General features: G+C 66.1%; 2 protein-coding genes (1 of these 2 running past the window's edge). Both read left to right on the top strand.

Translation table 11 applies throughout. The features are described from left to right. The first annotated feature begins 24 nt into the window (after positions 1-24). On the top strand, positions 25-789 hold the full coding sequence (locus ACGFNJ_RS10875) for a Fic family protein (RefSeq protein WP_393445857.1): 765 nt from the start codon (positions 25-27) through the stop codon (positions 787-789). Between the two features lie 670 nt (positions 790-1,459). Beyond that, positions 1,460-14,482 carry the 5' end (the start) of a non-ribosomal peptide synthase/polyketide synthase gene (locus ACGFNJ_RS10870; protein ID WP_393445855.1) on the top strand. 24,597 nt of this gene lie beyond the right edge of the window, so the window shows 13,023 of its 37,620 coding nt (coding positions 1-13,023); it begins with the start codon at positions 1,460-1,462; its stop codon lies off the right edge, out of view.

Below are 14,482 nucleotides of genomic sequence, written 5' to 3'. Positions count from 1 at the left end.
GCGACGGTCCATCACGACACGCCGATGACCGCCGATCGGCTCTTCGGCTGGCATGCCGGACTCTTTCCCACGGGACATTCCGGCATCTCACGTGTGCGCGTCGGCGGATGGCGCACCGATGAAACCGGTCCGATGGAGGTGGTCTCCGGAGGCTACGGTCACCAGCGCGTGCATTTCGAAGCCCCGCCCGCCACCCGGCTCGATACCGAAATGGCGCGGTTCCTGGACTGGTTCAATCGCGACGCGACCGAACCGCCGATCGTGAAAGCCGGTCTGGCACATCTGTGGTTCGTGACCGTGCATCCCTTCGACGATGGCAACGGACGCATCGCACGCGCGCTCGGCGACCTGTGGTTGGCGCGCGCCGACCACAGTTCGCTTCGCTTCTACAGCCTTTCGGCACAGATCCAGCGAGATCGCAACGCCTACTACGCGATTCTGGAGCGCACCCAGAAGGGCACGCTCGATGTGACCGAATGGCTGCTGTGGTTTCTCGCCGCCTTGCAGCGGGCGATCGATCACGCCGATGGCACAGTCGACGCTGTCCTGACCAAGGCCCGGTTCTGGCGACGTTGGGTGCAGACGCCCATGAACGCCCGCCAGATCGCCATGCTCAACCGCCTCCTCGACGGATTCCACGGCAATCTCACCACCCGGAAGTGGGCGATCATCACAAAGTCCTCGCAAGACTCCGCGCTGCGCGACATCAACGAGCTCGTCGAACTCGGTGTCCTGCAACGTTCGAACTCCGGCGGCCGAAGCACCTCCTACGAGCTCATTCAGCCCTGACCGGGAGCGGCGGTCGGGGACCCGGGGGTTCACCGACCGGGTCAGCGTCAGCCGAGTCGGTTTGTCAACGTGGGGTCTGCCCATGGGTTGTAAACCGACCCTGTCCCTGTTTATTGGTACACTGACCCCCGCGATTTGGTGTGACGTCGTCACCCCGGCGAGGTGATTTGTCTGCGGCGGCCGCGTCGCCGTCGGTGATGCCCGGCTTGTCGCGTTCGCGGCAACGGCGCTGACCAGTGCTGATGGCTTCGGCCGTCGCGGGAGCGGGGACTGCGCGCGCGCATCCGTACCTCACCCTGTGCGGCGATGTAATCACCCTGGCCGCTGAGACATCCTACCTATTTGTACTTGTACCTGGACGCTGTGATCGAAAGGGGGGCCGTGTCCGCTCGCGCGAGGCAGGCGACCGTGGTCCTCATCTCGGAGTTCCGGTGTCGCCGGGCAGGCGTGCCGCGGCAGGTTGCGGCTGTGGGATTCCCGGAGTGTTCACCAAGCCATACATCGACGAAAACCTCGGTGCGGAGGGGGCCGCCTCGCTGGCGACCGTGCTGAACCGCAGGCTGAACTTATGTTGACACATATGTCGGCGTGCGCCGCACGTCCGAATACTGGCAAGAACCGTTGACCGCGCTCACTGAGCGCTGCAGATGTGAGGGTAAGGGTGGATCGGGTGGATTTCGAGGGTAGCGGCAAGCGGGAGAACGTGGTCGGTGCGCCGCGTTCGGCGGAAGCTCTCTTCCCGCTATCGCCTGCGCAGCTCGGCATCTGGTATGCCCAGCACCTGGACCCGCGGACGCCGATCAACATCGCCCAGTACGTCGAACTGCGCGGCGATCTGGATCGCAAGGCGCTGCGCCAGGCGTGCATCGACGCGTCGCACGAGCTTGGCTCGGGCTTCCTGGCGATCACCGAACGGGACGGTGAGCCGATGCAGTACATCGACCAGACCATCCCCGACAGTGACGACGTGCTCTACCTCGATCTACGCGACGAGGCCGACCCCGAGGCGGCGGCGCAGGCGTGGATGCGGGCCGAGTACGGCCGCCCGCTCGACCTGTTGACCGACCGTTTGATCAGGATCGCCACCCTGCAGCTGGCACCGGACCGCTGGTTCTGGTACCTGCGCGCGCACCACATCGTCCTCGACGGATTCAGTGCGGGCACCTTCGTCAAACGCATCAGCGAGCTGTACACCGCGGCGATCACCGGTACCGAGGCGCCAGCGTCCCAGCCTGCGGGCCTGCCCGAACTGGTGCAGGCCGAAATCGACTACCGCGAGAGCAGGCGGTTCCAGACCGATGAGCAGTATTGGCTGGCGCAGATCGCCGGACTCGAAGGGTCGGGCAACAGCCTGTCCACCCGGTCCGTGTCGGCAGGGCTGCTCCTGCAGACATGCAATGCTGCGCTGTCGCCGGACCAGGACCAACTGCTGGAAACGGCAGGCACCCGGCATGATTCGACGCCTGCGGCGCTGCTGATCGCGGCAACAGCGGCCTACCTGGCGCAGTGGACCGGCAACGAGGATGTGACCCTCAGCCTGCCGGTGACGGCCCGCACCACGGTGGGGATGCGCCGAGCAGGCGGTGTGGCCTCCAACATCGTGCCGCTGCGGCTGACAGTGCGTCCCGAGACGAGCGTCGCCGAGTTGCTGAAGCAGGTCACCGTCGCGGTGTCCGGCGCGCTGCGCCATCAGCGGTACCGGCACGAGGATATTCGCCGGGTCGCGGCAGGCGAATCCGGAACGGCCCACATCGACGCGGGGTTCTTCGGACCGCTGGTCAACATCATGCTGTTCCACGACGAGGTCGTGCTCGGACCGGCCACCGGTCACATGCATGTGCTGGCGACGGGCGCGGTCGCCGATCTGGCGATCAACTTCTACCGCTCGCAGGGCGGTGCGCGTACCCACATCGATTTGCAGACCAACCCGGACAACTACACCGACGACGAGACCCGCCGCCACCACGCGCGCTTCCTGGAATTCTTCGACCGGTTCCTGGCCGCCGACGGTGCGCAGCCCGCGTGGGCGCTGCCGATCGCCACCAGGGACGAGTTCGACCGAACTCTGGTGCGGTGGAACGACACTGCGCACGAGGTGCCCGACGTCACGCTGACCGCGCTGCTCGACGGCCAGGTGGCCGCTGCCGCGAACCGGATCGCCGTCGACTTCGAGGGCGACACCCTCACCTACGCCGAACTGGGCGCCAGCGCCAATCGGCTTGCCCGCCACTTGATCGCCGCCGGCGTCGGACCGGAATCGCTTGTCGGACTGGCTATCCCGCGATCGCTCGAGCTCGTCGTCGCGATGCAGGCGATCTTGCGCGCCGGTGGCGCTTACGTGCCGATCGACCCGGACCATCCTGCCGAGCGCACCGCGTACGTGCTGGAAACCAGCACACCGGTGCTGGTGCTCAGCCTGTCTCAGTACCGGCTGGAGTTGCCGGCGGCGATGCGGCGCGACGACCTCGATGGCATCGATCTGTCGTCGTACTCCGATGCGCCGGTGACCGATGCGGATCGGCGTGCGCCGCTGCGGCCGTCGAACACCGCCTACGTCATCTTCACCTCCGGTTCCACCGGGCGGCCGAAGGGTGTGGCGGTCACCCACCACGCCGTCGTCAACCAGCAACTGTGGATGCTGAACGAGTACCGGTTCACCGCTGATGACGTCTACCTGCAGAAGTCGGCGGCCACCTTCGACCTGTCGGTGTGGGGCTACTACCTACCGCTGCTCGTTGGCGCCAAACTGGTGTTGGCCAGTCAGGACGGGCATCGTGACCCGCTGTATGTCGCGGAGGTGATGCAGCGCAACTCGGTCACCGTCACCGACTTCGTGCCTTCGATGCTCACCGTGTTCGCCGCGCAGGCGACGACCGAGCAATGTGCCACGCTGCGTGCGGTTTTCGTGATCGGTGAGGCCTTGCCGCCACAGACCGTCGCCACCTTCCGGACCCGCACCGGCGCCGAGCTGCACAACTTGTACGGCCCAACCGAGGCCGCGGTGTCGGTGACCTACTGGGAGGTCACCGACACCGACATCGACACGGCCAGTATGCCGATCGGCGTGCCGGAATGGAATGTCGAAGTCTACGTGCTGGATTCGCGGCTGCGTCCGGTCGCGATCGGCGCCGAGGGCGAGTTGTATCTGGGTGGACGGCAATTGGCCCGCAGCTACTACGCCCGCCCCGATCTGACCTCGGATCGGTTCGTCGCCAACCCATTTCAGCCGGGGCAGCGCATGTATCGCACCGGTGACCTCGTTCGCTGGGTCGAGCGTCCCGCCGGTGCCGCACCGCACCCGAGTGCCGGAATGCAGCCGGTCGGCACCGAGCCGGTCGGCGTGCTGGAATACGTGGGCCGCACCGACTTCCAGGTCAAGTTCCGCGGCCAGCGCATCGAACTCGGTGAGATCGAGTCCGTGCTCCTCGCCCACCCGGCGATCGGTCAAGCCGTGGTGCTAGTCGCCGACACCGCCACCGGGCAGCAACTGGTCGCCTACGTCGTGCCCGCGCCGGGATCCGTGGTCGATCCGGTGGAGACGACCCGATTCGCCGGTACGCAGCTGTCGGCCTACATGGTGCCTGCCTCGATCATGGTGCTGGATACCTTCCCGCTCAACGCATCCGGGAAACTGGATCGCCAGGCGCTGCCGCAACCGGTGTTCACGGCCAGGACCGCCGACTATCGGCCCCCGCGCGACAACTCCGAGGAGATCGTCGCAGGCGTGTTCGCCGAGGTGCTGTCCCAGGATCTGGTCGGTATCGACGACAACTTCTTCGAGCTCGGTGGCAACTCCCTGGTCGCCACGCAGGTGATGGCGCGGGTGTCCGCGGCGTTCGGCGTCCGGCTCGGGGTGCGCGTGCTGTTCGAGGCGCCGACCGTGGCGGGTATCGCCGCGCGGCTCGCGACGGCTGCGCCTGCCGCAGCGGCGCCGCTGGTGGCTCGGGAACTGCCGGAACAGGTTCCGCTGTCACCGGCACAACAGCGCATGTGGTTCCTCAACCAGTTCGATCCGACCACGCCTGCCTACAACGTGCCCTTCGCGGTCCGGGTGCGCGGCGAGGCCGACATCGATGCGTTCGGTGTGGCCCTCGCCGACGTGCTCGAGCGGCAGGAATCGCTGCGTACGGTCTTTCCCCAGTCCGGTGGGGGCGGCTATCAGCATGTGCTGCCGATGTCGGAGATCGATCTCGGCATCGAGGTCCGCCGTACCGACGAAGCCGAGTTGCCCGGCCAGTTGCTGGATTTCGCGCGCAACGGCTTCGACGTGACTCGCGAGGTGCCGATCCGGGTCCGGCTCTGGGAGATCGCCGGTGGCCAGGAGCTTGTGGTCGCGGTCGTGCTGCACCATATCGCCGTCGACGGATTCTCCTTCGGGCCGCTGGCCAGGGACATGGCGCAGGCATACCTGGTCAGGGCCGTTGGGCAGGAACCGAGTTGGACACCGCTGCCGGTGCAGTACCGGGACTACACGCTGTGGCAGCGCGAGCTGCTCGGGTCCGAGCAGGATCCCGAGTCGACCGCTGCCCGTGAGATCGCGTACTGGCGTTCGGCGCTGGCGGAGCTGCCCGACCAGCTCGAGCTGCCCACCGACCGGCCGCGGCCGCCGGTGCAGAGCTTCCAGGGCGGGCGGGTCTTCGGCGAGATTCCGGCAGACCTGCATGCCAGCCTGCTCGGTGTGTGCCGGGCGCAGGGTGCGTCGATGTTCATGGTGCTGCACAGTGCGCTCGCGGTGTTGCTGGCCCGGTTGTCGGGTACCACCGATATCGCAGTGGGCGCCACCGTGGCGGGTCGCGGCGAGGCGGCGCTGGACGATCTGATCGGCATGTTCGTCAACACGCTTGTGCTCCGGACACAGGTCGACGGGACCGAGTCGTTCGCTGAATTCCTTTCCAGCACAAGGGACTCCGACCTGTCGGCGTTCGCGCACGCGCAGGTGCCGTTCGAGCGGCTCGTCGAGGTGCTCAACCCGCGCCGGTCGCAGTCCAGGCATCCGCTGTTCCAGGTGATGCTGTCGGTGCAGGACTTCGACCGGGTGACCGTCGAGTTGGACGGTCTGACGGTCCGCGCCGAGGAATTGCCTGTCGATGTCGCGCAATTCGATCTGCAGTTCGCGGTATCGGAGAATCCCGCTGTCGACTCGGCCGCCGGCGGAATGTCGCTCACGCTGACCTACGCCACCGATCTGTTCGACGAAACGACCGCGACACGGATCATGCGGCGATGGCTGCGGGTCTTGGAGACGGTCGCCGCCGATGCCGCGATCCCGGTGGACGATATCGGCATCCTCGACGCCGACGAGCACGCCGGCCTGATTACGCGCGTCGGGCTGTTCGCTGCGCCTGCGCGGACGTTGCCGGAGTTGTTGGCTGAAGTGGCTTCCAGTGATCCGCTCGCGCCTGCTGTGGTGTTCGAGGGGACAAGTCTGGCCCACCCGTCGCCCGACCACCACCCCTCATCGAGTCGCTTCGCGACGCTGTCGTATGGCGAGGTGGACTCTCGCTCGAATCGTTTGGCGCGGTTGCTGATCGAGCGCGGTGTCGGCGCTGAGGATGTCGTTGCGTTGACGGTGCCGCGCTCGGAGTTGTCGTACTTGGCGACGTGGGGTGTGTCGAAGTCGGGTGCGGCGTTCTTGCCGATTGCCGCGGATCTGCCGAGCGATCGAATCGAGTACATGCTCGCGGATTCGGGTGCCCGGGTCGGTGTGACGGTGTCGTCGGTGCGGGGGCAGTTGCCGGATTCGGTGGACTGGCTGGTCCTCGACGAGTTGGATCTGGGCGGGTATTCGGATGCGGTAGTGACGGATTCGGATCGTGTGCGGCCGTTGTCGGCGGAGCATCCGGTGTATGTGATCTACACGTCCGGCACCACAGGGCAGCCGAAGGGTGTAGTGCTGACCCACGCTGGTCTGGCGAACTTCCGGGTTGAGCAGAACGAGCGGTATGGGCTCGATAGTTCTACTCGGGCACTGCATTTCGCTTCACCGAGTTTCGATGCGTCGATTTTGGAGTTCCTGCTCGCGGTCGGCGGGGGCGGCGCTCTGATTGTGGTGCCGCCAGGGGTTTACGGCGGTGCGGAGCTTGCTGATCTGATTCGTGCCGAGCGGGTGACACACGCGATGTTGACGCCGTCGGTGTTGGCGTCGATGGATCCGGCGTCGTTGGCGGGCTTGCGGGTGGTCATCGCTGGCGGCGAGGCGGTTTCGGCTGATCTGCTTGCGAAGTTCTCGGCGGGTGGGCGTCGATTCTTCAATGCGTATGGTCCGACCGAGGCGACTATTGCCAGCAACATCAGCGGTGCCTTGCGGCCGGGTGATCGGGTGACCATCGGTGGTCCGATCCGGGGTATGCAAGCGCTGGTGTTGGATTCGCGGTTGCGTCCGGTGCCGGTGGGTGTCGCTGGTGAGTTGTACGTGTCGGGTGTGCAGTTGGCGCGTGGTTATCACGCACGGGCTGGTTTGACCGCTGAGCGGTTCGTCGCCAACCCGTTCGCGGTCGACGAGCGCATGTACCGCACTGGTGACGTGGTGCGCTGGGCTGCTGATGGTGCGGTCGAGTATGTCGGTCGTTCCGATTTCCAGGTGAAGGTGCGCGGTTTCCGCATCGAACTCGGCGAGATCGATGCGGCGCTGACTGCGGATGAGAGTGTGGATTTCGCTGTCACAGTGGGACATACGGGGCCAGCCGGTGGGACGGTCTTGGTGTCGTATGTGGTGGGGGTACCGGGGTGGTCCGTTGACGTTGCCGAATTGACCGCAGCGCTGGCTCGGCGTTTGCCGAGTTACATGGTGCCGTCGTCGGTGGTGGTGATTGATCAGGTGCCGTTGACTGCGACGGGGAAGTTGGATCGTCGGGCGTTGCCTGCGCCGGTGTTCGAGGTGCGGCAGTTCCGTGCGCCGTCGACGCCGATCGAAGAGATCGTCGCGCAGGTGTTCAGCGAGGTACTCGGCGTCGAACGTGTTGGTGTGGATGATGATTTCTTCGCCCTTGGCGGTAATTCGCTGATTGCTACTCAGGTGGCGTCGCGGTTGGGTGCTGCGCTGGATACCTCGGTGCCGGTGCGGATGTTGTTCGACGCGTCGACGGTGGTGGCGTTGGCGACGCGGATCGAGTCGCATGCGGGGGATGGGGCGCGTCCGGAGTTGGTGGCGCAGGAGCGTCCCGATCGGGTGCCGTTGTCGTTGGCGCAGCAGCGGATGTGGTTCCTCAACCGGTTCTCCGCCGGTAGTGCAGACGCCGAGTCGGCGGTCAACAACATCCCGGTCGCTATCCGGCTCTCGGGTGAGCTGGACGTGGCCGCGTTGCAGATTGCTGTCATTGATGTGATCGACCGCCACGAATCGCTGCGCACGGTATTCCCCGACACCGCTTCCGGTCCGGTGCAGGTGATTCTGGATGCGGCACAGATCGTTCCGGACCTGACACCGGTCCCGGTCACCGAGGCCACCTTGCTCGAGCATTTGATCGAGCTGGCGTCCCTGGCCTTCGACGTCACCAGCGAAGTGCCGCTGCACGCGCGGCTGTTCGAGATCAACGAATCCGAATACGTGCTCGGCATGGTGGTGCACCACATCAGTGCCGACGGCTGGTCCATGACGCCACTGGCGCGCGACATCATGGTCGCGTACGCCGCGCGCGCGCTCTGGGAATACCCGGCGTGGACCGAGCTGCCGGTGCAGTACGCGGATTACGCGTTGTGGCAGCGTGAGGTGTTGGGTTCGGAGGACGATCCGGAGTCGTTGATCTCGAGCCAGATCCGGTACTGGACCGGACAATTGGCCGAGCTGCCCGACGAGCTGGCGTTGCCGTCGGACCGGCGGCGTCCCGCGGTGGCCAGCTACCGCGGTGGTAGCTATCCGTTCGTGATCTCGGCCGAGACCCAGCGCGGCCTGGTCGAGATCGGTCGCAAGCACAATGCGTCGTTGTTCATGGTCATGCACAGCGCGCTGGCGATATTGCTCGCGCGGTTGTCCGGCGCCGACGACATCGCGATCGGCACGCCTGCTGCCGGGCGTGGTGAGGCCGCGCTCGACGATCTGGTCGGCATGTTCGTCAACACTTTGGTGTTGCGCACGAACGTCAGCGGTGCGCGCACCATCGCCGAACTGCTTGCCGCTGTTCGGGATACCGACTTGCATGCGTTCGCGCACGCCGATGTGCCGTTCGAGCGCCTCGTCGAGGTGCTCAACCCGGCGCGCTCGCAGGCCCGGCACCCGTTGTTCCAGGTGATGTTGGCGTTCCAGAATTTGCCGGACAGCACCTTCGAACTGCCCGGGTTGACGGTCCGTGGTCTGGATTACGAGCCAGGCCTGGCGAAGTTCGATCTGCAATTGACGATGCAGGAAGTGTCGGATGCCGCGGGTGCGCCCGCGGGGATGTCGGCGGCGTTCTCCTATTCGGAGGATCTGTTCGACCGGTCCACTATCGCCGATTTCGCCAGGCGCTTCGATCGGGTGCTGGCGGCCGTGGTCGCCGATGCCGATATCGCGATCGGCGATATCGATCTGCTCGAGGACGACGAGCGGACGCTGGTGCTGCGCCGGTGGAATGCCACCGGGTACAAGCTCGCGCCCGCGACTCTGCCCATGCTGCTGGATGCGCAGATTCCGTTGTCGCCGAACAGTGTCGCGCTGGAATTCGAGGGCGAGACGCTCACGTACGCGGAGTTCGGCGCACGAGTCAACCAGCTGGCTCGGTTCCTGATCGCCGATGGTGTCGGTCCGGAATCTCTTGTGGCGCTTGGTATGCGGCGGTCGCTGGATTTGGTGATCGGCATGCACGCGGTGCTGAAGGCCGGTGGCGCGTACGTGCCGCTCGATCCGGATCATCCGGCCGAGCGCAACGCCTACATCCTGGAGTCCGCGGCGCCGGTGTGCGCGCTGACCACCTCCGGGGATGCGCTGGCGTTGCCGGAGGCGGTGCGCCGGGTGGTGATCGACACCGTGGACGTGTCCGACTTCTCCGATGCTCCGGTGACCGACGCGGATCGGTTGTCGCTGCTGCGGCCGGAGAACGCGGCGTACGTCATCTATACCTCCGGCTCGACGGGCAGGCCCAAGGGCGTCGCGGTGACCCACCACGCGATCGTGAATCAGCAGCTGTGGATGCTCGACGAGTACTGGTTGGCCTCGGATGACGTGTATCTGCAGAAGACCGCGACGACCTTCGATGTGTCGCTGTGGGGCTACTTCTTGCCGCTGATGGTCGGCGCGAAACTGGTCATCGCCTCGCCCGACGGGCATCGGGATCCGTTGTATGTGGCGGAGATGATCGAGCGCCACGGCGTGACCGTCACCGACTTCGTGCCGTCGATGCTGACGGTGTTCGCCGCGCACGCGACCGCGCCGCAATGTGCCTCACTGCGTGCGGTGTTCGTGATCGGCGAGGCGTTGCCGCCGGAGACCGCCGCCGGATTCCGTGCCATCAGCTCGGCGGGTCTGCACAACCTGTACGGTCCGACCGAGGCGGCGGTCTCGGTGTCCTCGTGGGAGGTGACCGCCGCCGACACGGCAACGGTGCCGATCGGCGTGCCGGAGTGGAACGTCGAAATGTATGTGCTGGACGCGCGGCTGCGGCCGGTGCCGGTGGGCGTGCACGGCGAGTTGTATCTGGCCGGGCGGCAGCTGGCCCGCGAGTACCGCGGTCGGCCGGATCTTACGTCCGACCGGTTTGTCGCCAACCCGTTCGGTGCCGACGGCGAGCGGATGTATCGGACCGGAGACCTGGTGCGCTGGAACGCGGCCGGCTCGCTGGAGTACATCGGACGTACCGACTTCCAGGTGAAGTTCCGCGGTCAGCGGATCGAGCTCGGTGAGATCGAGACGGTGCTGCTCGCGCATCCTGCGGTGTCGCAGGCGGCGGTGCTGGTGGTCGATACCGCGACCGGTCAGCAGCTGGTGGCGTATGTGGTTGCCGCGCCTGGGTTGTCGGTTGATTCGGCGGAGCTGGTGCGGTTCGGCGGCGAGCGGTTGCCGTCGTACATGGTGCCCGCGGCGATGGTGGTGTTGGCGGAGTTCCCGCTCAACACGTCCGGCAAGTTGGATCGAAAGGCGTTGCCTGCGCCGGTGTTCGAGGTGCGTGCGTTCCGTGCGCCCGCGACGCCGACCGAAGAAGTGGTGGCAGGCGTCTTCGCCGACGTGCTCGGTGTGGACCGGGTCGGCCTCGACGACGATTTCTTCGCCCTCGGCGGCAACTCGTTGATCGCGACGCGAGTGACCGCACGGCTGGGTGCGGCGTTGGACGTGGATGTGTCGGTGCGGGCGCTGTTCGATGCCTCGACGGTGGAGACGTTGGCCGCGCGGCTGGCATCGCACATCGGTCAGAGCGCGCGTGCCCGGTTGGTGGCGCGGCCGCGGGCGGCAGGCGAGCAGATACCGCTGTCGTTCGCGCAACGACGCATGTGGATCCTCAACCGCCTGGACACCGACTCGGCGATCTACAACTTGCCGGTCGGTATCCGGTTGACCGGTGACCTGGACGTCGCCGCGCTGCAGGCCGCCATCGGTGACGTGATCGAGCGACACGAGTCGCTGCGTACCGTCTTCCCCGATACCGACGCCGAGCCCGCGCAGGTTGTGCTCGACGCGAGCGGGGTCGTGCCGGATCTGGACGTGCTGCAGGTCACCGAAGCCACCCTGATGGGGCAGCTGATCACGTTGGCAGCCACCGGTTTCGATGTCGCCACCGAGGCGCCGGTGCATGCACGGCTGTTCCGGCTCAGCCCGTCGGAGCACGTGCTTGCCCTGGTGGTGCACCATATCGCCGCTGACGGTTGGTCTTTGGCGCCGCTGGCCCGCGACGTCATGCTCGCCTACACCGCGCGCACCAAGGGCGCGGCGCCGGGCTGGGCGCCGCTGCCGGTGCAGTACGCCGATTACGCGGTGTGGCAGCGCGAGGTGTTGGGCTCGGAGGACGATCCGGAGTCGTTGATCGCTCAGCAGATTCGCTATTGGGCCGACGAATTGGCCGACGTGCCCGATGAATTGGTGTTGCCGGTGGATCGGGTGCGGCCGCCGGTGGCGAGTTCCCGCGGCGGTCGAGTGACGGCGGAAATCTCTGCTGACATTCAGCAACGTCTGGTCGTGTTGAGCCGTCAGCACAATGCGTCGGTGTTCATGGTGCTGCATGGCGCGTTGGCGGTGTTGTTGGCGCAGTTGTCCGGCTCCGATGATGTGGCGATCGGTACCCCGGTGGCGGGTCGTGGCATGCAGGCGCTCGATGATCTGGTCGGCATGTTCGCCAACACGTTGGTGCTGCGGTCGCGGATCGCGGGCGACGAGCCGTTCGCCGAGTTCCTCGGTCGGGTGCGGGAAACGGATCTCGCGGCGTTCGGACACGCGGATGTGCCGTTCGAGCGGCTGGTGGAGGTGTTGAATCCGGCTCGTTCGCAGGCGCGGCATCCGCTGTTCCAGGTGGTGCTCGCAGTGCAGAACATGGAAATGCCCACCCTGGAGCTGGACGGCCTTGCGGTACGCGCCGAGGAGCTCGACGTCGCGCTGGCGAAGTTCGATCTGCAGTTCACCCTGCTCGAAGCCGCCAGCGGCGGTTGGACTTTGGACTTGACATACGCCACGGATCTGTTCGACGAGTCGACCGTTGCCGGTATTGCCGAGCGATGGGTGCGCGTCCTCGAGACCGTCGCCGACGACGCGTCCGTGGCGGTGGGCGCCATCGATATTCTGAGTGGGGATGAACGCGCGGAATTGATTGCGCGTAGTGGACCCGCTGCTGCGCCTGCGCGGACGTTGCCGGAGTTGTTGGCGGAGGTCGCTTCTGGCGCTCCGCTCGCGCCTGCGGTGGTGTTCGAAGGGACAAGTCTGGCCCACCCGTCGCCCGACCACCACCCCTCATCGAGTCGCTTCGCGACGCTGTCGTATGGCGAGGTGGATTCTCGCTCGAATCGTTTGGCGCGGTTGCTTATTGAGCGCGGTGTCGGTGCCGAGGATGTCGTTGCGTTGACGGTGCCGCGCTCGGAGTTGTCGTACTTGGCAACGTGGGCGATCTCGAAGTCCGGCGCGGCGTTCTTGCCGATTGCTGCTGATCTGCCTAGCGGTCGTATTGAGTACATGCTGTCTGATTCGGGTGCCCGGGTTGGTGTGACGGTGTCGTCGGTGCGGGGGCAGCTGCCGGATTCGGTGGACTGGCTGGTGCTCGACGAGCTGGATCTGGACTCGTATTCCGATGCAGCGGTAACGGATTCGGCGCGCCTGCGGCCGTTGCTGCCGCAGCATCCGGCATACGTGATCTACACCTCCGGCACGACAGGCTTGCCCAAGGGCGTGGTGGTCACGCACGCCGGTCTTGCCAACTTCCGCGCCGAGCAGAATGAGCGGTATGGGCTCGATAGTTCCACTCGGGCACTGCATTTCGCTTCGCCGAGCTTCGATGCCTCGATCCTGGAGTTCCTGCTCGCGGTCGGTGGCGGCGGCGCGCTGGTCGTGGTGCCGCCGGGGATGTACGGCGGCGCCGAGCTGGCCGATTTGATCCGCGGCGAGCGGGTCACGCACGTGATGTTGACGCCGTCGGTGCTGGCGTCGATGGATCCGGCGGCGTTGGCCGGTTTGCAGGTCGTGATCGCCGGTGGTGAAGCGGTTTCGGCCGATCTGATCGCGAAGTTCGCTGCCGTCGGTGATCCGGCGAGCGCGGGCGGACGGCGGTTCTTCAACGCGTACGGTCCGACCGAGTCGACCATCGCGAGCAATATCAGTGACGCGCTGTCGCCGGGTGATCGAGTGACCGTGGGTGGTCCGGTTCGCGGTATGCAGGCATTGGTGCTGGATTCGCGGTTGCAGCCGGTGCCGGTGGGCGTGGCAGGCGAACTGTATGTGTCGGGCATTCAGTTGGCGCGCGGTTACCTCGACCGTGCCGGCTTGACCGCTGATCGGTTCGTGGCGAACCCGTTCGCCGATGGCGTGCGGATGTATCGCACCGGTGACGTGGTGCGCTGGACTGCCGATGGTGCGGTCGAGTACGTGGGTCGTTCGGACTTCCAGGTGAAGGTGCGTGGTTTCCGCATCGAACTCGGGGAGATCGACGCGGCGTTGACCACGCATCCGAGCGTGGATTTCGCGGTGACCGTTGGTCATACCGGTAGCACCGGTGTGACGATGCTGGTGTCGTATATCGTTCTCGTGCCAGGACATTCGGTGGATGTCGCGGAGTTGTCCGCTGATCTGGGACGGCGTCTGCCCAACTACATGGTGCCGTCGTCGATCATCGTGATCGATCGGGTTCCGTTGACGCCGACGGGGAAGTTGGATCGTCGGGCGTTGCCTGCGCCGGTGTTCGAGGTGCGGCAGTTCCGTGCGCCGTCGACGCCGATCGAAGAGATCGTCGCGCAGGTGTTCAGCGAGGTACTCGGCGTCGAACGTGTTGGCGTCGATGATGATTTCTTCACCCTCGGCGGCAACTCGCTGATCGCGACCCAGGTGGCGTCGCGGTTGGGTAGCGCGCTGGATACTTCGGTGCCGGTGCGGATGCTGTTCGAGGCGTCGACGGTGGCCGGACTGGCGGCTCGGGTCGAATCTCATGTCGGCGACGGAGCGCGCCGTGAGCTGGTTGCGCAGGAGCGTCCCGATCGGGTGCCGTTGTCGTTGGCGCAGCAGCGGATGTGGTTCCTCAACCGGTTCTCCGCCGGTAGTGCAGACGTCGAGTCGGCGGTCAACAACATCCCGGTCGCTATCCGGCTCTCGGGT

This window comes from Nocardia sp. NPDC049149 (assembly GCF_043197455.1).
In the GTDB taxonomy this organism is placed as follows: Bacteria; Actinomycetota; Actinomycetes; order Mycobacteriales; family Mycobacteriaceae; genus Nocardia.
Note: the sequence above shows the minus strand (reverse complement) of the source record. Positions and strands in the feature narration are given on the sequence as shown.